We start from the raw sequence: 25,814 nt of genomic DNA, 5'->3' as shown, positions 1-25,814 counted from the left end.
CTCCCTTCTGGTCGGTGTTCCGGGCCTCGCACTGTACCAATGGCTCACTCAAACAGAGAGGTCTTGAGCCATTGAGCTCCAGATGTTTTCCTCTTTGCATCAATGGCGTTGCGCTGGGCTGCGCCGGACGGCAAGGAAGCCGCATCCGGACCCCCGCAGCGCCTTTCCTATGCATGCGCACCCCTGCGCGCCTCCGGCGTGCACGGAGGCGCGCGCGGGCAGAAGGGGGCGGCCGCTCTGAAGAGGATGTTCGTGGCTCCGGATCCGGGCCGGTACCGGCTCCGTACCGGCGCGCGCGCCGTGCTCGGCGTGGGCGCGGCGATCACGGTCGCCGAGCTGGCCGGCCTGCCGCTGCCCGCCGTCATCCTGGGCGGCCTGGCGGCGCTGCTGGCCCTCTTCACCGTCGGTGACCCGACCGTACGGCGTCAGGCGGTCACCACCGCCCTGCTCCCGGTCGTCGGCTTCCCCGTCCTGGCGCTGGCCACGGCCCTGCACGGCATGCCGCTGGTGCGCGACGCGGCCTTCCTGGCCGTGGTCTTCTGCGGCGTGTACGCGCGCCGCTGGGGCGCGCGCGGACAGGCGCTGGGGATCTTCGGCTTCATGCAGTTCTTCGCGGCGCAGTTCCTGCACGCCGTCCCCGCCCAGCTGCCCGGGCTGTACGCGGCCGTCGCCATGGCCCTCGTCGCCTCCGGCCTCGTCCGCTTCGGGCTGTGGTGCATCGAGCGCCGCACCCCGCCGCCCGCCGCGCCGGCCCCGGCGGCCGCGCGCGGCCTGGCCCGCCCGACCACCCGGCAGGCGTTCCAGGCCACCTTCGCCTGTGCCGTCGCCCTCGGCGTCGGCCAGATCGTCTCCGACGAGCGCTGGTACTGGGCCGTCGGCACCGCATGGTGGATCTTCGTCAACACCGCCTCGCGCGGCGAGACCCTGGTCCGTGGCTTCCGGCGCGTCATCGGCACGATGGCCGGCATCGCCGTCGGGCTGCTCGTCGCCGTGCCCCTGCACGGCGCGCCCGCCCCCACCGCCGCCCTCGTCGCCGTCTGCGTCTTCGGCATCTTCTACACGGCCGCGCCCTCGTACAGCTGGATGATGTTCTTCGTGACCGTCATGGCGGGTCTCCTCTACGGCCTCCTCGGCGTGCTCCACCCCGGCCTGCTGGCGCTGCGCTTCGAGCAGACCCTGGTGGGCGCCGCCGGTGCTGCCCTGGCCGTCGCCCTCGTCCTGCCCGTCACCACGCACGCCGCCACCGACGCCTGGATCCAGCGGGCCCTGCTGTGCATGCGGCGCTGCACGGCCGCGTCCGCCCGGCGGCTGGCGGGCGACGACGACGCCGACCCCACCCCGCACGTCGCCGAGCTCGAACTGCTCCTCGGCAGGGTCCGCGTCTCGGTGGCGCCCCTGCTCCACCCGCTCAGCCCGCTGCGGGCCCGCAAGGAGCGGGCCCGGCAGGTCATGGCGCACCTCGACGACTGCGCACGGCAGGCCCGCGGCCTGGCCGAGGTGGCGGCCGACCCCGACGCCTCGCACGACGCGCGGCTGACCGCCGCCTGCCGTCGGGTCGAGGCCGCGCTGCTGGCCCTGGCCGCCTCGGAGGAGCCTCCGGTCGCCGGCGACCTCGCCGCCGGCCCGCACCACCACCCGGGCGCGGAGCGCGCCCTCGCCCACCTGCACGACCTGGAGGCGGCACTCGCCTCGCTGGCCAGGCCGCTGCAGGACGAGCCGCGCGGCGTCTTCGCGAAGGTCTGAGACGGGCCGCGGCCGGGTCACCCCCGGGCCCGGACAGGAGCCCGGGCACGGGCGTGGCTGTCCGGGGCCAGGGCCTCACGCACCGTTGTCAGTGCCTCCGTGTAGCGTCATCCGCACACAGTGTTCCGGTGGGGGAGAGGCGGCGGTCATGGCGCACAAGGGACAGGGCGGGCAGCGGAGGCTGCACGCCTACATCGGTTCGTTCACGGAGGCGGGCGGCCGGGGGCTCACGGTCGCGCGGGTCGACGGCGACACGGGCGCGCTGACGCCGGTGTACGCCACGGATGCCGTTGCGAACCCCTCGTACCTCGCCCTCTCGCCCGGTGGCGACGTGCTCTACGCCGTGAGCGAGAGCGACGAGGGCGCGGCCGCCGCCTTCTCGCTGGCCGACCCCGCGCGTCCGGAGCCGCTCGGCGTGCCGGTCGCCGTGCGCGGCGACGGCCCCACGCACCTGGCCGTCGCCGGATCCTGGCTGCTCACCGCCAACTACGGCTCCGGCAGCGTCAGCGCGCTCCCCGTGCGTACCGGAGGAGGGCTGGGCGCGCCGTCGGCGGTGCTCGCGCACCGCGGCAGCGGGCCGGTGACGGAGCGCCAGGCGGGGCCGCACGCCCACTCCGTCGTGCCCGACCCGTCCGGGCGCTGGGTGCTCTCCGCCGACCTGGGCACCGACTCGGTGTGGAGCTACGTGCTCGACCCGCTCACCGGTGTCCCCAGACCGCACCACGAGACGCCGCTACAGCCTGGCAGTGGCCCCCGGCACCTCGTCTTCCACCCGGGCGGCGAGCGGGTCTACGTCCTCAACGAGCTGGAGCCGACGGTCACCGCGTGCCGGTGGGACGCGGCGAAGGGGCTCCTGGAGCCGGTGGGCACGGTTCGTGTCCTGCCCGTCGGCGTGGAAGCCGTGACGTATCCGTCGGCGCCCGTCGTCTCCGCCGACGGCCGGTTCCTGTGGGCGGCGGTCCGCGGCCACGACAGCATCGCCACGCTCGCCCTCGACGCCACCGGCGACCGCCTCGAACTGCGCGCCACCGTCGACTGCGGCGGCCACTGGCCCCGGGACCTGTCCGCCCACCCGGACGGTCGTCTGCTCTACGCCGCCAACGAGCGGTCGGGGGACGTCACCTGGTTCACCGTCGACCCCGACACGGGCATACCGACGCGCAGTGGCTCCGTCGCCGTGCCGGCGGCGTCCTGCGTGCTCTTCGCCTGAAGCCGGGAAGAACACCCACGTCGCCCCGGAAAGCGCCGGAGGGGCTTCCGGCGGTGGAAGCCCCTCTCGTGCGGTGTGCGGCGGTGCGTCAGCGGACCGGCGCGCCCTGCGGTGCCGGCTGGACGGCGATGCCGAGTGCGGCGGCGTACTTGGCCAGGGCGAGCTTGCCGATCGCGGGGTAGTCGCCCAGGGGCTCGGCGGCCGCGCAGCCGGCCTCCTTCGCGGCCATGGCGGTCAGCGTCTCGTCGACCTCGGGGCCGATGAGGCACGGGGCGAGCGCCAGGCTCTGGGAGCCGGAGCCGCGCAGCTGGTCGGCGGCACGGGCGATGGCGCCCTCCTCGTCCAGCGCGGCGGCCAGCACGGGCACCGCGAGGCGGGCGGAGAGCAGCATGCCGGTGATGCCGGCGGCCTGCACCGCCTCCTCGCCGCCCACCGTCGCCAGGACGATGCCGTCGGCGGCCGTTGCGACCGTGAACAGTCGGGCGCGGTCGGCGCGGGCCAGGCCGGCCTCGGAGAGTCGTACGTGCAGCGCCTCGGCGAGCAGCGGGTGCGGGCCGAGCGTGTCGGTGAGCTCGCTCGCGGAGCCGCTGTTCATGACGGCCTGGCGTATCCGCCGGAGCACGGCGCTGTCGGGACCGGCCAGCAGCGGCACCACGACGGCGTCGGGCGCCTGCGCCCAGGCGTCGGTCGCGGTCTCGCCGCTCTCCGGGTCACGGGCCTCGCTCGCGCGTGCGGCGCGCCGGGAGGCGATGCGGGCGAGGACGGCGTCCAGGGCGGGGAAGTCCTCGGTGTCCCCGTCGGCGTCCACGTAGCCGACGTGGGCGTCCAGGCCCGGAAGCTCGGAGCGGGCGATGCTCAGGGACTCCTCGGCGAGGCGTCGCGTGGCGACGCCGGGCGTCCCGGGTACGGCGAGCACCAGCGGGGGCGCACCCGCCGGAGCGGCCGCCGGCTCCGGCCGCCGGTGCCGTCCGGGCTGGCGGGGACGCGGCATTCGTACAGGCAGGCCGTGTGCGGGCCCAGTGGGGGAGCTCATGGCGCCGCATGTTAGCCGTTCATAGGACTCGTACGTTCGGGTGGGGGTATCTGATCAAGGTCTGTCCGGATTTATTCAGGGGTTCTTCCGGGGGAGGGCGGAAGTGATCAGCAAACGACGCGGAGGAGCGTCCCGTCGGCCGGAAGCGTCAGGCTGTCGGTCGCCAGAGCTGCTGCGACGTGCAGCGCTCCCGCCAGGGGGTCGCCCGCTGCGGGGACGGTCCGCACCTCGGGAAGTTGCTTCTGCAATTCCTTATGCAACGGTCCGAGCAGGGGCTTGCCCACCCGGAGGAGGCCGCCGGTCAGCGCCGCCTCGCGGGCCCGGTGCGGCTGAGGCGGAGGGCATGCCGCCGCGGCGGCCTCGGCGATGTGCCGGGCCGCTGCCTGCAGGATGCCCGCCGCGACGGGGTCGTCGGCGGCGCACCGGCCGACCTCGGGGGCGAAGGAGGCCAGGACGGCGGGCCGGTCGGGGCGTGGGTAGAGCTTGCCCGGCAGCTGCGGCGCCGGGCCGAACACGGCTTCCAGGCGGGCCAGCAGTGCGTGGGAGCCGCCGGAGCGCCCGTCGTACGCGCGCAACGCCGCGTCGAGGCCCGCCCGTCCGATCCAGGCGCCGCTGCCGCAGTCGCCCAGGAGGTGCCCCCAGCCGTCCGCGCGCCGCCAGCCGCCCTCCGGCGTCAGGTCCGCCCCGAGCGCGACCAGACCCGTGCCGGCGGCGATGACCACGCCCGGCCGTTGCCCGAGGGCGCCCGCGTAGGCCGTCACCGCATCGGAGGCCAGTGCGAGCCGGTGCGCCCCGAGCTCCTCGCGGAGCGCGTCGGGCAGGACGGCACGCAGGTCGTCGCCGAGGGTGGCCATGCCGGAGGCGCCCACGCAGACGGCCTCGCACCGCTGCGACCCGCTCTTGCGCAGCAACTCGTGGGCGGCGGGCAGCACGCGGTCGAGGAGACCGTGCGCGTCGATACCCCTGCCGCCGGTGCCGACGGGCACCGGCGAGGACCACGCCAGGGCCTCGCCCGCTCCGTCGGCTCGGCCCAGGGCGATCCTCAGGCCCGAGCCGCCCGAGTCGACCGCCAGTATCCGTCCGGACGGGGAGCCCACGGCGTCCGTCACCCGGCCCCGCGGGCGCCGACCGGGCCGACCCGGCCCGCGCGTCGGCCGGCGGGGACCGCGGCCGTGCTCATGCGAAGCGACATGGCGCGACCTTACCGCCGGGCCGTGCCCCGCGTCAGGGGAGCTGCCAGTCCACCGGCGCCGAACCCTGCCGTGCCAGCAGGTCGTTGGCCCGGCTGAACGGCCGCGAGCCGAAGAAACCGCGGTCCGCCGACATGGGCGAGGGGTGGGCGGACTCCACGCACGGGATGCCGCCCAGCAGCGGGCGCAGGTTCCGGGCGTCCCGCCCCCACAGCACGGCGACCATCGGCTTGCCGCGTTCGACCAGTGCGCGGATCGCCTGCTCGGTGACCTCTTCCCACCCCTTGCCGCGGTGTGCGGCGGGCTTGCGGGGGGCGGTGGTCAGCGCCCTGTTGAGCAGGAGCACGCCCTGCCGGGTCCACGGCGTCAGGTCGCCGTTGGAGGGCCGGGGCAGCCCGAGGTCGGTGTGCAGCTCCCGGTATATGTTCTCCAGGCTCCCCGGCAGCGGGCGCACTTCGGGCGCCACGGAGAAGCTCAGGCCCACCGCGTGCCCGGGGGTGGGGTAGGGGTCCTGACCGACGATCAGCACTCTTACGTCGTCGAACGGTTGCTGGAACGCCCGCAGGACGTTCGCGCCCGAGGGCAGGTACGTACGGCCCGCGGCGATCTCGGCGCGCAGGAAGTCGCCCATCGCGGCGATCCGCCCGGCCACCGGCTCCAGCGCCTTGGCCCAGCCCGGTTCGACGATCTCGTTCAAGGGTCTAGCCACGGAGCGTCACTCTACTGGCTCAGCCCGTGCCCGTACGAACGCGCCGGTGAGGCCCCCGCCGGGCAGCCGGCGCCGGCCGGCCCGCGGCCCCGCCGGACCAGGGCCCACCGCGCCCCGCGCCCCGCCGTGTCAGACCGCCCAGCCGTACTGGTCCGGCGTGCGGGCCTCGGCGTCGAGCGCGAGCGCGGCGCGGCGGGCCCAGTAGGGGTCGCGCAGCAGTTCGCGGCCGAGCAGGACCGCGTCCGCCTCGCCGTTCGCCACGATCTTCTCGGCCTGTCCGGGCTCGGTGATCAGGCCCACCGCCGCCACGGGCAGCCCGGCCTCGTCCTTGACGCGCCGGGCGAACGGGACCTGGTAGCCCGGTGAAACGGGGATGCGGGCACCGGGGGCCATGCCGCCGGTGGAGACGTCGAGGAGGTCGACGCCGTGGGCCTTCAGTTCCCGCGCGAGGCGCACGGTGTCGTCGCCGGTCCAGCCCTCGCGGTCGTCCTCGGGGTTCTCCGTCAGCCAGTCGGTGGCCGAGACGCGGAAGAACACCGGCAGTTCCCCGGGCCACTCCGCGCGGACGGCGTCCACGACCTCCAGCGCGAGGCGGATGCGGTTCTCGAACGAGCCGCCGTACTCGTCGGTGCGGTGGTTGCTGTGGGGCGAGAGGAATTCATGGATGAGGTAGCCGTGGGCGCCGTGCACCTCGACGACCTCGAAGCCGGCCTGTCGTGCGCGCCGCGCGGCGGCACCGAAATGGGCGACTATCTCCTTGATCTGCGCGACCGTCAGCTCACGGGGCACCGGGTGGCCGTCCTTGAACGGCAGCGGGCTCGGGCCGACCGGCTGCCAGCCCTCCTCCGGGCCGACGGGCTCGCCGCCGCGCCAGGGCCGGTCGGTGGCGGCCTTGCGGCCGGCGTGCGCGATCTGGATGCCGGGCACCGTGCCCTGCTTCTTGAGGAACGCGGTGATGCCGCGCAACGCCTCCACCTGTGCGTCGTTCCAGATGCCCAGGTCGGCCGGGCTGATCCGGCCCTCGGGGCTGACCGCGGTCGCCTCGACCAGGATCAGGCCGGTGCCGCCGGCGGCCCGGGCGGTGTAGTGCGAGAAGTGCCAGTCGTTGGCCACTCCCGCCCCAGGTCCGGACACCTCGGCGGAGTACTGGCACATCGGCGCCATCCAGACGCGGTTGGGCAGGGTGAGGGACCGCAGGGTGTACGGCTGGAACAGGTGGCTCACGACAGGCTCCGTTCGAGATCTTTCGAGATCGAGGCGTGCTCGGCTTCGTCCTGCTCGTACGATAACCCTCGTAGTACGACGCCTGTCAAACTACGAGAGGTGTCGAACTACGATGATCTTCGTACAATGGACGTCCCGAAGCACTCCCCGGCCTTCGACGAAGCCCGAGCCGCCGACGGAAGCCGACGAAGGAGCCGTCATGACGACGCGGACGAGCCGCGCCCTCGACCACCCCGCGCGCGAGGAGATCCGCCTCGAAGGCGTGCTGCACGCCCTCTCCGACCCCATGCGGCTGCTGATCGTGCGTGCCCTGGCCGCCGAGGCGGAGGCGGCGCAGTCCTGCTCGGTCTTCGACCTCCCCGTCAGCAAGTCGACCCTCACGCACCACTTCCGGGTGCTCCGCGAGAACGGCGTGATCAACCAGATCTACCGCGGAACGGCCAAGATGAACTCGCTGCGCCGCGACGACCTCGACGCGCTCTTCCCCGGTCTGCTCGACAGCGTCCTCACCGCCTACGCCCGCCAGAGCGCTCGCATCTGCGACGACATGGACCGGCACGGCGACGGCTGAGGGCAGGGCCGGCCTGGCGAAGGACCGGCGGCAGACCGCCCCGGCGCAGGCCGAGGAGCGGTGGCGGCCGTCGGGGCGGGCGTCAGCCGGTGCGGCGGGCCGCCGTGAGCAGACCGTTCCAGTCGGGGATCTTCACCGTCCCCCGCCCCAGCCGTCGCCCGAGCGCGGCCTCCGCCGCCTCGATCCCCAGCCAGCCAGGCCACTGCACCGGATCCTGCCCCGCCCGGCGCAGCGCCTCCAGGGGGTCCCGCGGCAGCCGCCGGGCCCCCAGGGCGCCGGCATCGGCGAGCAAGGAGGCCACCGTCTCCTTGGCGCACGAGCGATTGGTGCCGATCACGCCCGTCGGCCCGCGCTTGATCCAGCCCGCGACGTACTCGCCCGGCGAGGGAACCCCCTCGCGCAGCACCCGCCCCCGGTCGTTGGGGACCGTCCCGCGCTCCGCGTCGAACGGCAGCCCCGCGATCGGCACTCCCCGGTACCCCACCGACCGCAGCACCAACTGCGCCTCGATCTCCTCGAACCGCCCCGTGCCCCGCACGCCGCCGCACCCGTCCGGCACGGTCCGTTCGAAACGCACCGCCCGCACGGCGTCGTCTCCGAGCAGCGCGACGGGCCGCAGGAAGAACCTCAACCGGATCCGCCGCCCGGACGCGCGCGGGGGCCGCGCGGCCCAGTCCTGCAGCACCTCCACATTGCGCCGGACGGCCCCGGGCAGGGCCGAGGGGTCCGCCCACGCCGGGTCCAGGGCCGCCTCCTCCTGCCGTACGAGCGCCTGGGCGCCCGGCAGCGCCCCCAGCTCGCGCAACTCCTTCGTGGTGAACTTCGCCTGCGCGGGACCGCGCCGGCCCACCATGTGGATGTCCGTCACCCGGCTGTCCGCCAGCGCGGCCAGCGCCGCGTCGGGCACGTCGGTGGGCCGCAGCTCCTCCGCGCCGCGCGCTAGGACCCGGGCCACGTCGACCGCCACGTTGCCCACCCCGATGACGACGGCGGACCGTGCCCCGAGGACGAAGCCGCCCGGCGCCGCATCCGGGTGGGCGCTGTACCAGGAGACGAACTCGGTGGCCGAGAAGCTCCCCGGAAGGTCCTCGCCCGGGATGCCCAGCCGCCGGTCGGCCGCCGCGCCCACGCAGTAGACGACGGCGTGGTAGAGGTCCAGCAACCGCTTCGGGTGAAGCCCTTCGCCCACCCGTACGTTGCCGAGGAAGGTCACGTCCGGGTGTTCCAGAGCCTCGCGAAGGTTGTTCTGCAGCGACTTGATCTTCTCGTGGTCCGGCGCCACCCCGTAGCGCACCAGCCCGTACGGGCACGGCAGCCGGTCCAGCACGTCCACCCGCACGCCGGGGACGGCCTGCTGCTGCACCAGGGCCTGTGCGGTGTAGACACCGCTCGGCCCGGATCCGATGACTGCGACTCGAAGCACGGGGGGCTCCTTCCGCGAGGGCGTCCAGGATCCCACCGGGGAGCGGGTTCCGGGAGGTGTGGCGTCCGATTGCGCGCAAACGGCGGACGGCAAACGGCGGACGGCCGGCGGCGGACCGCCTGCAGGCCGGGGCCGGGGGCCGGGCGGCGGCCTACAGTCCGGGCGGCGGAGGTTCGTCGCCGGGCGGGAAGCCGAGCTCCCACGCCAGCCCGTAGCGCTGGAAGAGCTCCGCCCGCAGCCGCTCGGCCGGCATCGGCGCTCCCGGCAGCAGGATCGCCACGACCGCGCCCATCAACTGGGCCCGCAGCAGCCGGTAGTCGCCCTCGGGGTCGGCGGAGCCGTAGGACGCCACCGTCCCGCGCAGCAGGGCCGCCAGGCGCTGCTGCTCAGGGCACTGGATGAAGCCCTCCGCCGTCAGGATCCCGGCCATGTGCGTGCGCATGAGCCGGGGCCGCCGGTGCGCGAGCCCCAGGATCGCGTCGATCCCACGGGCCAGCAGCTCCCGTCCGTCCCGCGTGCGCGGCTCGCGCTCCAGCCGGGACGCCAGCTCCACGTGCATCAGCCGGTGCACCGCGGCCTGCAACAACTGCCGCTTGCCGGGGAAGTAGTACGAGACCAGACCGCGTGCCGCTCCGGCCCGGTTCGCGATGTCCGCCAGCGTCGTCGCCTCGTAGCCGCGCTCGTCCACCAGCTCGACGGTCGCCTGCAACAGCCGCTCGCGGGAACGGCGGCGCAACTCCTCGTTGACCGCCGCGCTGCGCGGTGACATGCGATTAATCTCCTGCGTTGACTGGCTGCGAGCCAATATACTCAGGGGGTGACCGGTTGTCCTGCCCTGTGCAGGGCTTTATTCCGGTATGTCCGCTGATGTCGGGCGGCGCGGGGGACCGCCCGACATCAGCGGATTTTTCGCGCCGGGCCGTTCGCCCGCCCGCTCACGCCTGCTCCTCCGGCGAAAGCCCCGCGGAACCGCTCTGCTCAGCCCGCGAGTTCGCCCGCGTGCGGAGCGAGGACGCCCGCCCCGACGAGGGCGAAGAGCAGCAGCCCCAGCAGGATGCGGTAGATCACGAACGGCATGAAGCTCTTGCTGGAAATGAAGCGCATGAACCATGCGATGACGGCATATCCGACGACGAAGGCGATGACGGTGGCGAAGGCCGTCTGCGGCCACGCCGGGTGGCCCTTCCCCGCGTCCTTGAGCTCGAAGAGGCCGGAGGCGAGGACGGCCGGGACGGCCAGCAGGAAGGAGTAACGGGCCGCCGCCTCACGGGTGTAGCCGATCAGGAGGCCCCCGCTGATGGTCGCGCCCGACCGCGAGACGCCGGGGATCAGCGCCATGGCCTGGCACATGCCGAAGATCAGCCCGTCCCTCGTGTCGAGGCGCGTGAGGTCCTTGCGCTGCGCGGCCGCGCGGTGCCGGCCGCCCGTCTCGTCGCGCGCCGCCAGTCGGTCGGCGATGCCGAGGACGACGCCCATGACCACCAAGGTCGTCGCGATCAGCCGCAGATCGCGGAACGGGCCCTCGATCGCGTCCTTGAGGGCCAGGCCGAGCACGCCGATCGGGATCGACCCGACGATCACCAACCAGCCCATCGTGGCGTCGTGGTCCCCGCGTATCCGCCGGTCCCACAACGACCTGAACCACGCGCCGACGATGCGTGCGATGTCCTTGCGGAAGTAGATGAGGACGGCGGCCTCGGTGCCGATCTGCGTGATCGCGGTGAACGCCGCGCCGGGGTCCTGCCAGTGGGCGAAGGCGGCGGTCAGCCGCAGGTGCGCACTGGAGGAGACCGGGAGGAACTCCGTCAGCCCCTGGACGAGACCCAGCACGAAGGATTCGAACCAGCTCATGAAGTCTGCGCCATCCAAGTCATGGTGTCGGCCGGCCGGCATCCCGTCCGTGCGGTGACATGCGTGTGGTCAGGCAGATCATGACGCGGTGCACGGCCGTGCGGGCCCGGCGTGTCCGTACATGTCCGTACGCGACGCCGAGGCATTGGCCGACAATTCACTCACCGTATGGGTCCCCGTCGGGGACGGTTCACGAGCCGGCGCGGCCGCCCGGCCGTCGCAGCTGCGACCTGCGGCGCCAGGCCACCACCACGGCCGCCAGGCCGGTGAGCGCGATGAAGGCCGTCGCGGCGAGGAAGACGGGCGAGGTGGGTGACGCCGCGTGGCTTCCCGCGACCACGTACGCCGCGGTGTTGGGTATGCTGCCCAGCCCCGTCGCCAGGAGGAAGGGCACCCATCCCATCCGCGACACCGCGGCGCAGTAGTTCGCGGCGGCGAACGGCACTCCGGGGAAGAGCCGCAGCGCCAGCATCGAGCGGAACCCGTGCCGGCTCAGCTGCCGGTCGGCGGCCTTCAGCCACCGCCCCCGCAGCAACGGCCGCAGGGCGTCCTGCCCCAGCAACCGGCCCAGGCCGAAGGCCATGCCCGCGCCCAGCACCGTGCCCGCGACGGCCGACGCCGTCCCGAGCGGGGCGCCGAACAGCGCCCCCGCCGCGACGTTGAGCACCGGCCGCGGCACGAACGCCGCCGTGCACAGGCCGTACGCGACGGCGAACAACACCACCGCCGTACCCCCGGACACATGGGGAGGCCAGCCACCGGCGAGCAACCGCTCCGGACGGCAGAGCGCCACGGCCGCCACCGCCCCGCCGAGCAGCGCGACGAGCAGCCCCAGCCGGGCCCACGGCGAGAGCAACGCGCGCAGGCAGCGCTCGGCGGGACCGGGGGACGGCGCGGCGGTATCGAGCATCGAAGGAGCGTAACCGACACCGCCGTAAGGCCGATGTGATGTCACGGAGACGGTACGGAACCAGAAGCGAACGGTCACTTTTCCGTCGCCCGCCGGCCGTCGTGCGCGTCCGGCGGACGCGGAACGCCTGCTGCGCGAAAACCATTCGACGCACCCGGTGACGTGGGCGAGCATCGAAGCATGTGCCGGGGCAGCCACTCGGAGAGGTCGTAGAGGGAGTCATGCCCCAGCAGGCGTACGTACGCACGAAACCCCACGTCAACATCGGTACGCTCGGCCACCACCGCCACGGCAAGACCACCTTGACCGCCGCCGTCACCGACGTCCTCGCCCGCCGCGGCACCGCCCGCAGCGTCCCCGTCCACCTCCTCGACCGGGCACCGGAGGAAGCGGCCCTGGGCGGCTCCGTCCACGTCGCGCACGTCGTCTACGAGACGGACACCCGTCACTACGCGCACGCCGACCTGCCCGGCCACCCCCGCTTCACCGGGAACGCGCTCACGGGTGCCGCCGGGCTCGACGGCGCGATCCTCGTCGTCTCCGCGCTCGACGGGGTCATGCCGCAGACCGCCGAGCACCTCCTGCTCGCCCGCCACACCGGCATCGCACACGTCGTCGTGGCGCTCACCGGGGCCGATACCGGCCACCCCGACATCACCGGCCTCGTCGAGACCGACGTGCGCCGGCTGCTCACGACCCACGGCTACGACGGACACCGCACCCCCGTCGTGCGCACCTCCGCTCCCGGCGCCCTGCACGGCGATCCCCGCTGGACCGCATCGGTCGAGGCGCTGCTGGACGCCGTGGACACCTACATCCCCACCCCCGTGCGCTACACGGAAGCCCCCTTCCGGCTGTCCGTCGAGCGCGTCCTCACCGTGCCCCGCCGCGGCACGGCCGTCACCGGCGTCGTCGAGCGCGGCACCGTCCGTCCGCACGACTGCCTCGAACTGCCCGCGGGATTCGGACTCACCCACGTCACCGGGCTGGAGACCTTCGGCCACAGCATGGAGGTCGCGGAGGCCGGCGACCGTGTGGCGCTGCTGCTGCGCGGCGTGCAGCATCAGCAGGTGCGCCGTGGGGACGTGCTCGCCGCGCCGGGCAGCGTCACGCCGCACCGGCACTTCACCGCCCGGGCACGCCTGCTGACCGCGGCCGAGGGCGGCCGGCGCACACCCGTCCGTACCGGCTTCCGGGCCCAGTTCCACCTGCGCACCGCCGACGCGACCGGGGACGTCGACCTCGGCCTGCGCGGCATCGCCGGCCCGGGCGGCACCCTCGCCCTCACGGTCGCCCTGGACCGTCCGCTCCCGCTGCGGGCCGGCCTGCCCTTCGCGATCCGTGAAGGCCGTCGCACCGTCGGCGTCGGCACGGTGAGCGATGTCCCGGACGGAGCGGCCCGGGACATCGGCACAATGGAGGGGTGGACGAACCCATACCCGTGACCCGTGACGTCGACTGGGGCACCGCCAAGCTCATGCCCGACGTGGACCGGGCGCGGGCCTGGCTGCTGACCGTCGACGGCGCGCCCCAGTCGTACGTCGACCTCGACGACCCCACCGACCTCGAATTCGAGTACGCGCGCCGCATCGCGCACGTCCTGGACACGATCGCCGAGCCCGGCCGTCCCCTGGACCTGCTGCACCTGGGCGGCGGCGCCCTCACCCTGCCCCGCTACGCGGCGGCCACCCGTCCCGGTTCCCGGCAGCGGGTCGTGGAGGCGGACCGCGGCCTCATCGACCTCGTCGGCGAGTACCTGCCGGTGCCGGACGGCTCCGGCATCGAGGTGCGGGCGGGGGACGCCCGGGCGGCACTGGAGGAGGCGCCCGACGCCAGCGCCGACGTCATCGTCGCGGACGTCTTCGGCGGTTCGCGGGTGCCGGCGCACCTGACCTCCGTCGAGTACGCCCGTACCGCCGCGCGCGTGCTGCGCGCGGACGGCCACTACGCCGCCAACCTCGCCGACGGCGCGCCGTTCGACTTCCTGCGCTCCCAGGTGGCCACGTTCGCAGCCGTCTTCGAGCACCTGTGCCTGATCGCCGAACCCTCGATGCTCCGGGGGCGCCGCTTCGGCAACGCCGTTCTCGTGGCCGCGCACACCGAGCTGCCGCTGGCCGCCCTGGCCCGCCGCGCCGCGGCCGACGCCTTCCCGGCCCGGGTCGAGCACGGGGCGGCGCTGGACCGCTTCGCCGCCGGAGCGGTCCCCGTCGGCGACGTGCGGGCGGTGGCCTCGCCCGAGCCGCCGGGCGGCGCGTTCAGCGTGGGGTGACGGGCCGGCCGGCGGGCGGCGGTCGTCAGGAGGACTCAGGGACTCAGGAGGACTTGAGCGGGCGGAGCGTGCTCATGATCTTCTTGATGGTGTCGTCCGGGACCTCGCTGTCGATGCCCGTGGCGGCGTAGAGCACCCACGTCGCCAGGTCGCCGTTGACGTCCTTGTACGTGACCGTGAAGACCTTGCCGTCCGTCATGCACTTCTCGGTCTTGTTCACGCCGGTGACGGTGGCCGAGGCCGTGTAGCCGGTGATGCCGTGGTCGCTCTTGAAGGGCTGGGCCTTGTTCTCCTTGTACTTGCCGGTGTTCTTCGTGTCGAACGCCGCGTAGGCCCAGTTGACCGCCTCGATCTCGGCGGCGCTCGCCTCGCTCTTGGCTCCCTGGGCGCCCTTGGTCCCGGCCGCGCCCCGCTTGTCGTCCTTGGCGCACTCGCCCTTCTTGTACGTGGCGATGGAGGTCATCGAGACGAGGCCCTTGCCCTTGTCGTCCACGAAGCCGTGGGACATGTTGGGCGGCTCGACCTCCCACTCCGGGGGCACGTCGAAGGCATTGTGCCGCTTGGAGCTGGAGACGGTCTTCCAGCCCTCGATCACCGGCTTGACCTCGCCGCCGGCGCGCGGGTTGTCCTCGGGGGCCTCGGCGGACGGCGACACCGGCGCCGAGGCGGACGGCTTGGCGTCCTTCGCCTTCGCCGCGGGCTCCTGCTCCCCTCCGTCGTCGTCCTTGAGCACCACCACGCCCGTGACCACGGCGGCGGCGACCACCGCCACCGCCGCGGTCACGGCGATCACCGCGGTGCGCTTGCTGCGGCCGCCGCCGGGCGGCTGCGGGCCGGCGGGTGCGGCCTGGGCGGGCCACTGCGGGGCCCCGGGCGGCGGCGTGGGCTGCCCGGGCTGCGGGCCGGCGGGCTGCGCGTAGGGGTTGGGCTGCTGGTAGCCCGGCTGCTGCTGGTACGGGTTGGGTTGCTGCGGGTACCCCGGCTGCCCGTACGGGTTGTGCTGCGGGTCCTGCGGTGTCTGCTCGCCCCCGGGAGGCTGCTGTCCTGGCCACATGGCCGATAACCATAGAGGGCGATGGTGACACTTGTGGTCCGTGGGCCTTCCCGGCCGTGCTACTGGCTGGTAACTTTCGGGCATGTCACAGACCCAGCCCTCGATCGGCGAGGCCATGGCCGCGACCGTGCCCATGGCCCGTACCCTCAACCTCGTCTTCGAGGAGACCACCGCTGAGCGCGCCGTGGTCCGCCTGCCCGACCAGCCCGACTACCACAACCACGTCGGGGGCCCGCACGCCGGCGCCATGTTCACCCTGGCCGAGTCCGCGAGCGGCGCCATCGTCCTCGCCGCCTTCGGCGACCAGCTCTCGCGCGCCGTGCCGCTGGCCGTCCGCGCCGAGATCGGCTACAAGAAGCTCGCCATGGGCCCCGTCACCGCGACCGCCGAGCTCGGCCGCCCGGCCGCCGACGTCGTCGCCGAGCTGGACGCGGGGGAGCGCCCCGAGTTCCCGGTGCGCGTCTCGATCACGCGCGAGGACGGCGCCGAGACCGGCGAGATGACGATCTGGTGGACGCTGCGGCCCAATTCGTAGCCTCTGACCTGGGAAGGCGTTGATCTGCCGCTTTCCCGGGGCGCATTGAGGTCACACCGCATTCCGTTTCCGCACCGTCTTGGCGACGGCGGCGATGCCCGCCGGCAGGATGTCCGTGGCGGCCCGGCCGCGATCCCCCGCACCGGCGCAGCCGCGGACATCCAGCGCACCGAGGCCATGGACGCCTGCACGGGCCGCTTCACCGCCGGCCGGCGCCGTCACACGCCAGTGGAGGTGCAGCAGGCGGTGCCGTCGGCGGCGGGCGTCTTGCTGAGGGTGTCGGCGTCGGCCTTGACGACGTAGACCTCCCACGGTTCGCGGCCGGGGCCGTGGACCCAGACCTTGTCCTGGAGGGCGTAGCAGCAGGAGGTGTCGTTCTCCTCGAAGGTGGCCAGGCCGGACTCCTTGAGGCGCTCGGTGGCGGCGGTGACCTGGTCGGTGCTCTCGACTTCGACGCCGAGGTGGTCGAGGCGGGTGTCCTGACCGGGCCCGCCTTCGATGAGGACGAGCTTGAGCGGGGGCTCGGCGATGGCGAAGTTCGCGTAGCCGGGCCGACGCTTGGCGGGTTCGACGCCGAAGAGCTTGGAGCAGAAGGCCACCGACGCTTCGAGGTCGGCGACGTCGAGGGCCAGCTGGACGCGGGACATGACGATCTCCTCGATCCTCTTGTATCGATTAACTTCGATACAAGGTTGCGCCTTGAATCGATGGACGTCAACATAGAAGCATGTCGAATCAAGAGTTCGTCGTGCTCGGGCAGGACGGCCCCGACGGCTGCTGCCCCGGGCTGCTGACCGCGCCGCTGTCCGAGGACCAGGCCGTCGAGCTGGCGAAGGTCTTCAAGGCGCTCGGCGACCCGGTGCGGCTGCGACTCCTGTCGATGATCGCTTCCCGGGCAGGCGGTGAGGTGTGCGTCTGCGACCTCACCCCGGCGTTCGACCTGTCGCAGCCGACCATCTCCCACCACCTCAAGCTGCTGCGCGAGGCCGGGCTGATCGCCTCCGAGCGGCGCGGGACGTGGGTGTACTACCGGCTGCTGCCGGAGATGACCGACCGGCTCGCCGGCATCCTCACCCGCCCCGCGGGGCAGCCCCTGCCCGAGCCCGCCGAGGCGCCCTCGTGACCCGCACCGCCGCCCCGGTGGCGGCCCGGCTCTCCTTCCTCGACCGCTACCTCGCCGTGTGGATTCTCGCGGCGATGGGCGCCGGCCTCGGCCTGGGCCGACTCGTCCCCGGGCTGGGGGACGCGCTGGCGAAGGTCACCGTCACCGGGGTCTCGCTGCCGATCGCGCTCGGCCTGTTGGTGATGATGTACCCGGTGCTGGCCAGGGTCCGCTACGACCGCCTCGACACCGTCACCCGCGACCGCCGCCTCCTGATCCCGTCGCTGGTCATCAACTGGATCGTCGGCCCGGCCGTGATGTTCGCGCTGGCGTGGCTGTTCCTGCCGGATCTGCCCGAGTACCGCACGGGCCTGATCATCGTCGGCCTGGCCCGGTGCATCGCCATGGTGATCATCTGGAACGACCTGGCCTGTGGCGACCGCGAAGCCGCCGCCGTCCTGGTCGCGCTCAACAGCGTCTTCCAGGTGATCGCGTTCTCCGCCCTCGGCTGGTTCTACCTCTCCGTCCTGCCCGGCCGGCTCGGCCTGGAGACCACCGGCCTGAACGTATCCGTCTGGGAGATCGCCCGCAGCGTGCTCATCTTCCTCGGCCTACCGCTCGCCGCCGGCTACCTCACCCGCCGGCTCGGGGAGAAGGCCAAGGGCCGCGCCTGGTACGAGGAGAAGCTGATCCCGCGCATCGGCCCGTTCGCTCTCCACGGCCTGCTCTTCACGATCGTCGTGCTGTTCGCGCTCCAGGGCGACGCGATCACCTCCCGCCCGCTCGACGTCGTGCGGATCGCGCTGCCGCTGCTGGTCTACTTCGCCGTGATGTGGGCCGGGTCCATGGTCCTCGGCCGTACGGTCGGCCTGGACCACCCGCGCACGACGACGCTGGCGTTCACCGCAGCGGGCAACAACTTCGAGCTGGCCATCGCGGTCGCCATCGCCACCTTCGGCGCCTCCTCCGGCCAGGCCCTCGCCGGAGTCGTCGGACCCCTCATCGAAGTCCCCGTCCTCATCGGCCTGGTGTACGTCGCCCTGGCCGCCCGCCGCCACTTCCCCCGCCCCGCCACCGGCCGCCCGGCCGCCGCCCCGGAAGGTTCCGCCCGTGTCTGAGCCCAAGCCGTCCGTGCTGTTCGTCTGCGTCCACAACGCCGGGCGCTCCCAGATGGCCGCGGCGTGGCTGACCCACCTGGCAGGCGACCGCGTCGAGGTCCGCTCCGCAGGCTCCGCCCCGGCCGACAACGTCAACCCGGCGGTCGTCGAGGCCATGCGCGAGGTCGGCATCGACATCTCTGCCGAGACCCCGAAGGTCCTCACCGTCGATGCCGTCCAGGCGTCCGACGTGTGTATCACCATGGGCTGCGGCGACGTCTGCCCGGTCTTCCCCGGCAAGAAGTACCTGGACTGGAAGCTGGAGGACCCGGCCGGTCAGGGCGTTGAAGCCGTCCGTCCCATCCGCGACCAGATCAAGGTCCTGGTCGAGGACCTGATCGCCGGGCTCGGGGCCGATTCGCGCGGATAGACGCGGTGGTCAGGCGCCGTCGAACGCTGCGTCCTGGACCTCGACGCACTGCCCTGGGAGCCACAGCGGTGACTGCACCGACCCACCCGGCAACGGCGTTGGCCCCGACGAGACCCTCCTCAGCCAGCGCCTCGCCCGCGCGCCCCGCGTCCGGCACATCAGCTGCCGCCACCTCCCCACCGGCTCCCGCCAGGCCGCCACCCGCACAGCCGCGTCCCAGGAACAGGCCCTCACCCGCGCCGGCCCGTCCCGGGCCCACCACCGCACCGTCCGCGGCCTGGACGTCACCCTCTACCGACGCTGACCCACCGGCCGAGGGCTGAGCCTGTCCTCCCGTCCGGCCCCCGGCCGTGTTCCCGTCGTACGGCCGGGCCCGTCGCTCCGCCGCCCGTCGTGGACGGGCGGCGGCACGGGGGCCTGCGTGACGGTGCGCTCAGCGCAGGGCGGGCGCGGCGCCGGCCTCGATGCCCAGGCCCATGCCCCGCAGCGCGCCGGCGACCAGGTCGGCACCGTCCTCGTGCCAGTTCACCGAGGCGTGGCCGGGGGACGACGGTCCCGACCGGACGAGCGCGGCGCGCTCCTCGGGACCGGACGCGATCCATCGACACCGATGGGGCGCCATGCGGCTTCGCCGTGGCGAAGCCGCACGCTGCTGCGGGCGCTTCAGGCCGCACCGTCAGCCCTGCGGTCAGTTGTCAGACGCGCTCCAGGCGCCATTTCTGCGCGTTGGTGTCGTTGAACGTGTACTGCTGCACGTTCGCGCTGTTGTCCATCGACATGCCGGCGACGTCCACGGTCTTGCCGCTGAGGACGCTGCTGATCACGAAGACGCCGTCGCCGACCGGGGTGACCCACCAGCGCTGGTTGGTGCCGCCGTTACCCGTCCACTGCTGGATGTTGGCGGTGTCCTGGAGACCGGCCTTGTCGACGTCGAGGAACATCCCGCCGGCCTTGGAGACGATCTCGTACTCGCCGGTGACGTCCCACGGGGACTGGCGGCCGGCGCGCCGTACGGCCTTGAACGTCCACTGCTGGTTCGCTCCGCCGTGGCGGGTGTACTGGCCGACGTTCGCCCCGGCCTCCTTCTCGTTGCCGAGGATGTCCAGCACCTTGCCGCTGGCGACGTTGGTGAGGATGTAGGTGCCCTCCTCTACGGGCAGCTTGTTCTTCTGCACCTGTGCGGTGTCCGTGCCGTGCGGGAAGATGCGTATGGAGGCCGTCCGGGTCTTCAAGGCCGGGCCCAGGGTGGTGCGGGAGGCACCCACGATGGCGCCGAGGTCGTCGATCTCCCGCGTGTCCTTGTCCGCGATGGACGCGAGCTCGTCGCGCGGGCCCACCTGGGCGGCGAAGCCCTTGAAGTCCGCCTCGACGTGCAGGGCGAGGCTCTGCTCGGTGTGGTCCACCACCGACAGGACACGGCCTTCGAAACCGAACGCCCGCACGTCGCCCAGCGACTGGTCGGCCAGCAGGACGCGGCCACGCTCCTTGGTGTTGAAGTCCTCGTGCTCGTACAGCGCGTACCAGCCCTTCGGGCACACCTCGACGCCGCTGCCCTCGAAGATCTTGACCGTCACCCTGGTTCCGTCCTTCTCTGATCACAACTCCCGCGCACCGCGGGCCACGTGATCACCCTAGGATCCCGACCACATCACCAACAGTGATCAAATTGAGTCACTGACCCGAGTCGACACACGTCCATCGGCCACGCGGCTGCGGCCCTGCCGGTACGGCGTGTCCTGGCACGAGTCCGTCGGCGGCGCCCACGTCACCCAGGTGGAGGATTCCTCTGAGCGCTGTGTGTCCGGCACGTTCCTCCGATGGCACGCGGTTCTTCACAGGACCCGTCGGGAGGCGGGGCGCGCGAAGGTGTGTGACGGTGAGGCCATGAAGGTGGGAATCATCGGTACCGGCCGTCTGGGCAAGGCGCTGGCCGGGCATTTCACCCGGGCCGGGCATCAGGTGAAGGTCGCGAACTCCCGTGGCCCGGACAGCCTGGCTCCGCTCGTCGGTGAGCTCGGCGAGAACGCGTCGGCCGGGACGCCGCAGGAGGCCGCCGACTTCGGCGACGTCGTCGTCCTGGCCGTCCAGTGGGACCAGAAGGAGAGCGCGGTGGCCTCGGTCTCCTCCTGGCGGGGGCGCACCGTCCTCGTCCCGGTCAACCCGCTGCGGGAGACGGCGAAGGGTCTGGAGCACGCGGACACCGGGGGCCGCGCGCCCACCGAGGTCATCGCCTCGCTCCTCCCGGGCGCCCTCGTGGTCAAGGGCTTCAACACCTACCCGGCCCAGGTCCTCGCCGAGGATCCCGCCGTCGACGGCGGGCGCCGCCTCGTCCTGCTCGCCGGGGACGACGCCGCCGCCAAACGGAAGGTGGCCGACCTGGCCGGCAGCGCCGGCTTCCAGGCCGTCGACACCGGCACCCTCGCCGAAGGCGGACCCCTCTTCGACAGCGGCGGACCGCTCGGCGGCCCCCGCAAAGACCTGCTCGCCCTCTGACCCGCCCGAGGGACGAGAAGACGCGGCACCCATCCCGGGCCTCGGCCCCATCGGCATCTGGAGCAGCTGCCTCGTCCCCATGGCGCCGCAGGAGGTCACTTTGCGGTCACAGTGCAGGAGGGAGCAGCGGGGGCAGGAGGGTGTCTTTGCCCCACTGGGGCCGCATATGTGCAGGTCGGATGGGTGGGTCGGCGAGGCGCTTCCCAGGGTCCGGAGGGCCGTCGTGTGGACCCTGCGGCCGAACAAGTAGTCGCGCCGGGTCAACCGGCGGGCCCTTTTACGAGTCCTTACCTCCAGTAGGCTTCCCCGGCGTGCGCCGCGCGGCGCACGCCGGGACAGCAGGTCGTCAACCGGGGAGGAACCGGCGTTGCACATCCAGGAGTGGCTCGAAACAGTACCGGCGATCGCCGTCTACCTCCTGGTGGGCGGGGTCATCGGACTGGAGAGCCTGGGCATCCCGCTTCCCGGTGAGATCGTCCTCGTCAGCGCCACCCTGCTGGCCGCGACCCAGGACCACATCAACCCCTACGTCCTGGGCGCGTGCGCCGTCGCGGGCGCGATCATCGGCGACTCGATCGGCTACCTGATCGGCCGCAAGGGCGGCAAGCCGCTGCTCGCGTGGCTGGGCCGCAAGTTCCCCAAGCACTTCGGCCCGCACCACGTCGCAACCGCCGAGCGTTCCTTCCAGAAGTGGGGCATGTGGGCCGTCTTCGTCGGCCGCTTCATCGCCCTGCTCCGCATCTTCGCCGGCCCGCTGGCGGGCGTGCTGAAGATGCCGTACTGGAAGTTCCTGATCGCCAACGTCCTCGGCGGCATCGTCTGGGCGGGCGGCACGGTCGCCGTCATCTACTCCGTCGGCAAGGTCGCCGAGGAGTGGCTGAAGAAGTTCTCCTGGCTCGGCCTGCTCGCGGCCGTGCTCTTCGGCCTGGGCTCCTTCGTCGTCATGCGGATCAAGGCCAAGAAGGCCGCGGCCGGGCAGACCGCCGGGCAGCAGGCGACCGAGGCCGAGCCCGCGCCCGTCGCGGCCGCGGAGTGACGGCCGTGACGGAACGGGCGCTGATCCGCGGCGTGTGCGGGAAGCAGCCGGAGATCGACCCGGCCGCGTTCGCCGCGCCGACGTCGGTGGTCGTCGGCGAGGTGACCCTCGGCGCGGAGGCGAGCGTCTGGTACCACGCCGTGCTGCGCGCCGACTGCGGGCCGGTCACCCTCGGCGCCGGCAGCAACATCCAGGACAACTGCACCGTCCACGTCGATCCGGGATTCCCGGTCAGCGTCGGCGAGCGGGTGACCGTCGGGCACAACGCGGTGCTGCACGGCTGCACCGTCGAGGACGACGTGCTGATCGGCATGGGTGCGACCGTCCTCAACGGCGCCCGGATCGGTGCGGGGTCCCTGGTCGCCGCCCAGGCGCTCGTGCCGCAGGGCATGCAGGTGCCGCCCGGCTCCCTGGTGGCCGGCGTCCCCGCCAAGGTCCGGCGGGAGCTGACCGAGGAGGAGCGCGAACACATCCGGGTCAACGCCGCGATGTACGTCGAGCTGGCGAAGGCGCACCGCCAGGCGGCGGAGGACCACGCCCCGTAGCAACCCCTGCGGCGTCCCGCGCGGGACGCCGCAGGCCCTCACGTGCCCGGCGCCGCCGGGTGAGCCGGGGTCGGCCGGTCGCCCCACCCGGACCGGGCGATCAGGTCGTACCACCCGGGCAGCGCGCCCGGCGGCAGGTGGTGGCGCAGGAGCTGGCCGGGGAAGCCGAGCGGGCCGGCCTTGGCGGGATCGGCCAGCGCCTGCCGGACGATGATGTCGCTGATCGCGTAGGCGAGGTCCGCACGGGGGAAGGCGGCGTGCACGCGCTCGGCGAACCCCTCCGGCAGGGACTCCTTGCCCAGCCCCAGGACGTCCACGGTGATGCCCTCGTGCGCCAGAGCGACCTCCGGGCTCTTGCGGGAGGCGATGCCCTCCGACGTGTGCAGGGCGATCGCGTCCCACACGACCGCCACGGCCTGCTCCTGCACCCCCCGGCCGCGCAGGAAGCCGGCGGCCAGGTCCGCGCCGTCCACCTCGAACCGCTGATGTCCGTTGCCCTGCTCGGACAGCCCCAGGTCGTGCAGGACACAGCCCAGGAACACCAGCTCGTCGTCGAAGTCCGTCCCGGCCTTCATGCCGCGACGGTCGGCGAGCGCCCGGGCGAAGAGATAGCTGCGCACGCTGTGGCGGAAGACGACCGCGGGCTCCGCCTCCTCGGCGTACCGCAGGGCGCGGGCGGCCAGGTCCGTCCGGGGCAGGTCGAACTCGTCGTAGACAGCAGGCAGGGCGACAACCACCGCAGGCACTCCTCATGTGACCGGAAGGAACGCCCTCGATCCTGCGGCCCTCCGCGCCACCCCGCGAGTGGCCACAATGCCGGCCTGCGCTAAATTCTGGCCATGGGTCTCGTGGTGGCCGTCCTCGCGCTCGACGGCGTCGTCCCCTTCGAGCTGGCCATCCCCGGCCAGGTCTTCGGCACTGCCAACCTCGCGGCCGGCACTCCGCACTACGCCCTGCGGATCTGCGCTCCCGGCCGCGGCGCGACCACCTCGCCCGAGCACGGCGCCTTCCGGATGCACACCCCCTACGACCTCGACGGCCTCGCCGGCGCCGACACCGTCGTCATCCCCGCCCACGCCGGCTTCCTGGACCCGCCGCCCCCTCCGGTCGTCGAGGCGCTGCAGCGGGCGGCGGCGCGCGGGGCGCGCCTGGCCTCGGTGTGCGTCGGCGCCTTCACCCTGGCCGCCACCGGCCTGCTGGACGGCCACCGCGCCACCACCCACTGGCAGTTCGCCGACGAACTCGCCCGCCGTCACCCCCGCGTCGAGGTCGACCCCGCCGTCCTCTTCGTCGACCACGGAAGTCTGATCACATCGGCGGGGGTGGCGGCGGGGCTCGACCTGTGCCTGCACCTGGTGCGCCGCGACCTCGGCGCGGACCTCGCGGCCGCCACGGCCCGCCGGACGGTCATGCCCCTGCAGCGCGACGGCGGCCAGGCCCAGTACATCGAACGTCCCGAAGTCCCCACCGACCTCAGCGCCCTCCAGCCCGTCCTGCGCTGGATGGAGAGCCATCTCCACCGGCCCCTCACCCTCGCCGAGATCGCCGGCCACGCGGGGGTCAGCGTCCGGACGCTCAACCGCCGGTTCCGCGACCAGACCGGCACCACCCCGCTGCAATGGCTCCTGCGCGCCCGCATCCACCGTGCCCAGCAACTGCTGGAGACCACCGATCTGCCCGTTCCGCACGTCGCCGACCGCTCCGGCTTCGGCTCGGCCCCCGCCCTGCGCCACCACTTCGGCCGCCACACCAGAACGTCCCCGCACGCCTACCGCGCCGCCTTCCGGCAACGACACCTCGACGAGCACGGCACCCTACGGGGCGAGTAGCGGCAGTTCCCGGAAGGTGTGGTGCTGCCAGAGCAGGCGGGACGTCTCCTCCGGGTAGGGGGCGACGGACGGGTGGGTGTCGAAGAGCCGGGTCAGGCGCTGCCGGCGGTCGTACGGCGGCCAGCCCGGGTCGCCGTGGGCCGCGAAGGCCGTCCATGCGGCGCGGAGGTGCGCGGACAGCGTCTCCGCCTCCGGTGAGGGGTCTTCGCCGATCAGCAGGGCCGGCTGTCCGCTGCGCAGGTTGCCGAGGACGAGCGGCACGTCGAGACCGTGGCAGGCGCCGAGGACACCGCCCATGCCCGGGGCGGGCCAGGTCAGCTCGTAGACGTGGGCGCGTCCGCCGGCGGCGGTCTGCGCCTCGGCGAGGTGGAGGGTCGGCATGCGGAACAACCAGTCGGAGTTGACCAGCTCGTACAGCTCGTCCGGGCCCGCGGACGGGAAGGCGTCGCGGTAGGCGCGTGCACCGCCCCCGCCCGGGGCGTAGACGTCCAGGGCGGTGGCCGCCTGCTCCGCCGTCACCCGGCCGAGCAGCCCGGACACCGCGGTGAGCAGCCTTTCCTCGTCACGCGTGTGACCGACGAGGAGTTCGACGTCCCGCCCGGCGCCGTCGGCCAGGGCCTGCCAGGGAGTGACCGGCAGGACGTCGCCGTCGACGACGGGCGACACCAGGACCGGCCGGTGCGCGACCTGGCCCCAGCGTTCCGCCCACCGGGACGCCTCGGCGGCGACCGCGTCCCCGGCGGCGGACAGCCGTGCCGGGTCCACGGCCGACAGGTCGGCCGCCGTGGGGCGCAGGCCCAGCCGGGCGGCGCAGGCGGCGGCGATGTCGGCGGCCAGCGCGGTCGAGAAGACGGTGCCCTGTGCGCTCTGTGCGACGGCCCGGTGGAAGAGCCCCGCCGCACGCGGCATCGCCAGCAGCGCGGCGACCGAACCACCGCCCGCCGACTGGCCGAAGACCGTGACCCGCTCCGGATCGCCGCCGAAGCCCCGGACGTTGTCGCGCACCCATTCCAGGGCGGCGACCTGGTCGAGCAGGCCGCGGTTGGCGGGCGCCCCCTCGATCTGCGCGAACCCCTCGATGCCCACACGGTAGTTGAACGTCACGACGACGGCGCCGCCGTCCCGCGCCAGGCGCCCGCCGTCGTATTCGGGCAGGCCGGACATGCCGATCACGTAGGCGCCGCCATGGATCCACACCAGTACGGGGAGCCCCGCACCCGGCTCCGGCGCGGGCGACCAGACGTTCACCGTCAGCCAGTCGTCGCCCACCGCGTCCCGGGCCAGGGCGTCCATGCCGAGCGCGCCGCCCTGCGGGGGCGGCGGGCCGTACGACACGGCCTCCCGCACGCCGTCCCACCTCCGTGCCGGCCGCGGCGCGGCGAAGCGGAGCGCGCCGACCGGCGGCGCGGCGAACGGGACGCCCCGGAAGACCCCGAGGCCGGCCTCCCACCGGCCGCGCACCACCCCGGCCGCCGTACGGACCTCGGGCTCCGGCGCGGACGGCTGGGATGCGGACGGCTGGGACGCGGCACCAGGAACCACGGTTTCCTCCCGGACGGC

General features: G+C 73.5%; 27 protein-coding genes. 13 read left to right on the top strand and 14 right to left on the bottom strand.

The genetic code is table 11. From position 1 onward, the window contains the following. The first annotated feature begins 246 nt into the window (after window positions 1–246). On the top strand, window positions 247–1,743 hold the full coding sequence (locus tag LE181_RS12055) for an FUSC family protein (RefSeq protein WP_225661228.1): 1,497 nt from the start codon (window positions 247–249) through the stop codon (window positions 1,741–1,743). A 148-nt stretch (window positions 1,744–1,891) separates the two neighbouring features. Next, window positions 1,892–2,953, top strand: a complete 1,062-nt coding sequence (locus LE181_RS12050; RefSeq protein WP_225661227.1) for a lactonase family protein — start codon at window positions 1,892–1,894, stop codon at window positions 2,951–2,953. Window positions 2,954–3,041: 88 nt separating this feature from the next. Here LE181_RS12050 and LE181_RS12045 read toward each other — a convergent pair whose 3' ends face one another. The 4 genes from LE181_RS12045 to LE181_RS12030 form a co-directional block, all read right to left on the bottom strand. After that, window positions 3,042–3,986, bottom strand: coding sequence for a sirohydrochlorin chelatase family protein (locus tag LE181_RS12045; RefSeq protein ID WP_225661226.1), 945 nt, complete (start codon window positions 3,984–3,986; stop codon window positions 3,042–3,044). Window positions 3,987–4,093: 107 nt separating this feature from the next. Next, the gene (locus LE181_RS12040; RefSeq protein ID WP_225661225.1) at window positions 4,094–5,095 is read right to left on the bottom strand and encodes an N-acetylglucosamine kinase; all 1,002 of its coding nucleotides are present in this window, start codon (window positions 5,093–5,095) and stop codon (window positions 4,094–4,096) included. 115 nt (window positions 5,096–5,210) lie between these two features. Further along, window positions 5,211–5,885 (bottom strand): uracil-DNA glycosylase, encoded by a 675-nt coding sequence (locus tag LE181_RS12035; RefSeq protein WP_308103124.1) that lies wholly within the window; start codon window positions 5,883–5,885, stop codon window positions 5,211–5,213. Between the two features lie 129 nt (window positions 5,886–6,014). Then, window positions 6,015–7,109, bottom strand: a complete 1,095-nt coding sequence (locus tag LE181_RS12030) for an NADH:flavin oxidoreductase/NADH oxidase (protein WP_225661224.1) — start codon at window positions 7,107–7,109, stop codon at window positions 6,015–6,017. A gap of 199 nt (window positions 7,110–7,308) precedes the next feature. Between LE181_RS12030 and LE181_RS12025 the strand changes: the two genes are divergently transcribed. After that, complete coding sequence (locus LE181_RS12025; RefSeq protein WP_225661223.1) at window positions 7,309–7,680, top strand: ArsR/SmtB family transcription factor; 372 nt, start codon at window positions 7,309–7,311, stop codon at window positions 7,678–7,680. A gap of 82 nt (window positions 7,681–7,762) precedes the next feature. On the opposite strand, the gene LE181_RS12020 is transcribed toward LE181_RS12025, so the two are convergent. The 4 genes from LE181_RS12020 to LE181_RS12005 all read right to left on the bottom strand — a co-directional run bounded on the left by LE181_RS12020 (window position 7,763) and on the right by LE181_RS12005 (window position 11,864). Next, on the bottom strand, window positions 7,763–9,103 hold the full coding sequence (locus tag LE181_RS12020) for an FAD-dependent oxidoreductase (RefSeq protein ID WP_225661222.1): 1,341 nt from the start codon (window positions 9,101–9,103) through the stop codon (window positions 7,763–7,765). 151 nt (window positions 9,104–9,254) lie between these two features. Beyond that, window positions 9,255–9,872, bottom strand: a complete 618-nt coding sequence (locus tag LE181_RS12015; protein WP_225661221.1) for a TetR/AcrR family transcriptional regulator — start codon at window positions 9,870–9,872, stop codon at window positions 9,255–9,257. Between the two features lie 209 nt (window positions 9,873–10,081). After that, window positions 10,082–10,954 (bottom strand): undecaprenyl-diphosphate phosphatase, encoded by an 873-nt coding sequence (locus LE181_RS12010; protein ID WP_225661220.1) that lies wholly within the window; start codon window positions 10,952–10,954, stop codon window positions 10,082–10,084. A 190-nt stretch (window positions 10,955–11,144) separates the two neighbouring features. Continuing rightward, window positions 11,145–11,864 carry a TVP38/TMEM64 family protein gene (locus LE181_RS12005; RefSeq protein WP_225661219.1) on the bottom strand — a complete coding sequence of 240 codons (720 nt, stop codon included), beginning with the start codon at window positions 11,862–11,864 and terminating at the stop codon, window positions 11,145–11,147. Window positions 11,865–12,085: 221 nt separating this feature from the next. On the opposite strand from LE181_RS12005, the gene LE181_RS12000 reads away from it, so the two are divergent. Together LE181_RS12000 and LE181_RS11995 are read left to right on the top strand one after the other, a co-directional pair. Further along, on the top strand, window positions 12,086–13,309 hold the full coding sequence (locus LE181_RS12000; protein ID WP_225661218.1) for a GTP-binding protein: 1,224 nt from the start codon (window positions 12,086–12,088) through the stop codon (window positions 13,307–13,309). Further along, window positions 13,288–14,133: a spermidine synthase gene (locus LE181_RS11995; RefSeq protein ID WP_225661217.1), complete on the top strand. Its 846-nt coding sequence runs from the start codon at window positions 13,288–13,290 to the stop codon at window positions 14,131–14,133. Before LE181_RS12000 ends, LE181_RS11995 begins: the two co-directional genes overlap by 22 nt. Before the next feature lie 43 nt (window positions 14,134–14,176). Here LE181_RS11995 and LE181_RS11990 read toward each other — a convergent pair whose 3' ends face one another. Continuing rightward, entirely contained in the window at window positions 14,177–15,187 is a 1,011-nt protein-coding gene (locus LE181_RS11990) for a DUF8017 domain-containing protein (RefSeq protein ID WP_225661216.1), read from the bottom strand. A gap of 82 nt (window positions 15,188–15,269) precedes the next feature. On the opposite strand from LE181_RS11990, the gene LE181_RS11985 reads away from it, so the two are divergent. Further along, a complete protein-coding gene (locus LE181_RS11985; RefSeq protein WP_225661215.1) occupies window positions 15,270–15,722 on the top strand; it encodes a DUF4442 domain-containing protein in 453 nt (150 codons plus the stop codon). A gap of 218 nt (window positions 15,723–15,940) precedes the next feature. Here LE181_RS11985 and LE181_RS11980 read toward each other — a convergent pair whose 3' ends face one another. Then, window positions 15,941–16,369: an ArsI/CadI family heavy metal resistance metalloenzyme gene (locus LE181_RS11980; RefSeq protein ID WP_225661214.1), complete on the bottom strand. Its 429-nt coding sequence runs from the start codon at window positions 16,367–16,369 to the stop codon at window positions 15,941–15,943. Between the two features lie 80 nt (window positions 16,370–16,449). Between LE181_RS11980 and LE181_RS11975 the strand changes: the two genes are divergently transcribed. Genes LE181_RS11975 through LE181_RS11965 form a run of 3 tightly spaced genes read left to right on the top strand, consistent with a single transcriptional unit; the run spans window position 16,450 to window position 18,351 of the window. Next, a complete protein-coding gene (locus tag LE181_RS11975; RefSeq protein ID WP_225661213.1) occupies window positions 16,450–16,845 on the top strand; it encodes an ArsR/SmtB family transcription factor in 396 nt (131 codons plus the stop codon). Continuing rightward, a complete protein-coding gene (arsB, locus tag LE181_RS11970) occupies window positions 16,842–17,942 on the top strand; it encodes an ACR3 family arsenite efflux transporter (protein ID WP_308103123.1) in 1,101 nt (366 codons plus the stop codon). The genes LE181_RS11975 and arsB overlap by 4 nt, the downstream gene beginning before the upstream one ends. After that, window positions 17,935–18,351 (top strand): arsenate reductase ArsC, encoded by a 417-nt coding sequence (locus LE181_RS11965; protein WP_225661212.1) that lies wholly within the window; start codon window positions 17,935–17,937, stop codon window positions 18,349–18,351. Before arsB ends, LE181_RS11965 begins: the two co-directional genes overlap by 8 nt. Window positions 18,352–18,784: 433 nt before the next feature. On the opposite strand, the gene LE181_RS11960 is transcribed toward LE181_RS11965, so the two are convergent. Both LE181_RS11960 and LE181_RS32450 read right to left on the bottom strand, forming a co-directional pair. Beyond that, entirely contained in the window at window positions 18,785–18,973 is a 189-nt protein-coding gene (locus tag LE181_RS11960) for a hypothetical protein (RefSeq protein WP_225661263.1), read from the bottom strand. A 73-nt stretch (window positions 18,974–19,046) separates the two neighbouring features. Then, window positions 19,047–19,925: an RICIN domain-containing protein gene (locus LE181_RS32450; protein WP_225661211.1), complete on the bottom strand. Its 879-nt coding sequence runs from the start codon at window positions 19,923–19,925 to the stop codon at window positions 19,047–19,049. Between the two features lie 310 nt (window positions 19,926–20,235). Here LE181_RS32450 and LE181_RS11950 point away from each other — a divergent pair, with 310 nt between their 5' ends. The 3 genes from LE181_RS11950 to LE181_RS11940 all read left to right on the top strand — a co-directional run bounded on the left by LE181_RS11950 (window position 20,236) and on the right by LE181_RS11940 (window position 22,425). Beyond that, on the top strand, window positions 20,236–20,844 hold the full coding sequence (locus LE181_RS11950) for an NADPH-dependent F420 reductase (RefSeq protein ID WP_225661210.1): 609 nt from the start codon (window positions 20,236–20,238) through the stop codon (window positions 20,842–20,844). A gap of 367 nt (window positions 20,845–21,211) precedes the next feature. After that, a complete protein-coding gene (locus tag LE181_RS11945) occupies window positions 21,212–21,880 on the top strand; it encodes a DedA family protein (RefSeq protein ID WP_225661209.1) in 669 nt (222 codons plus the stop codon). A gap of 5 nt (window positions 21,881–21,885) precedes the next feature. Next, on the top strand, window positions 21,886–22,425 hold the full coding sequence (locus LE181_RS11940; RefSeq protein WP_225661208.1) for a gamma carbonic anhydrase family protein: 540 nt from the start codon (window positions 21,886–21,888) through the stop codon (window positions 22,423–22,425). A gap of 38 nt (window positions 22,426–22,463) precedes the next feature. On the opposite strand, the gene LE181_RS11935 is transcribed toward LE181_RS11940, so the two are convergent. Then, entirely contained in the window at window positions 22,464–23,162 is a 699-nt protein-coding gene (locus LE181_RS11935; protein WP_225661207.1) for an HD domain-containing protein, read from the bottom strand. Window positions 23,163–23,264: 102 nt separating this feature from the next. Here LE181_RS11935 and LE181_RS11930 point away from each other — a divergent pair, with 102 nt between their 5' ends. After that, complete coding sequence (locus LE181_RS11930) at window positions 23,265–24,254, top strand: GlxA family transcriptional regulator (protein WP_225661206.1); 990 nt, start codon at window positions 23,265–23,267, stop codon at window positions 24,252–24,254. Here the strand turns inward: LE181_RS11930 and LE181_RS11925 are convergent. After that, on the bottom strand, window positions 24,240–25,796 hold the full coding sequence (locus LE181_RS11925; RefSeq protein WP_225661205.1) for a carboxylesterase/lipase family protein: 1,557 nt from the start codon (window positions 25,794–25,796) through the stop codon (window positions 24,240–24,242). The genes LE181_RS11930 and LE181_RS11925 overlap by 15 nt on opposite strands. Window positions 25,797–25,814 lie beyond the last annotated feature (18 nt).

Source organism: Streptomyces sichuanensis, assembly GCF_020328095.1.
Lineage (GTDB): Bacteria > Actinomycetota > Actinomycetes > Streptomycetales > Streptomycetaceae > Streptomyces > Streptomyces cinnamoneus.
Note: the sequence above shows the minus strand (reverse complement) of the source record. Positions and strands in the feature narration are given on the sequence as shown.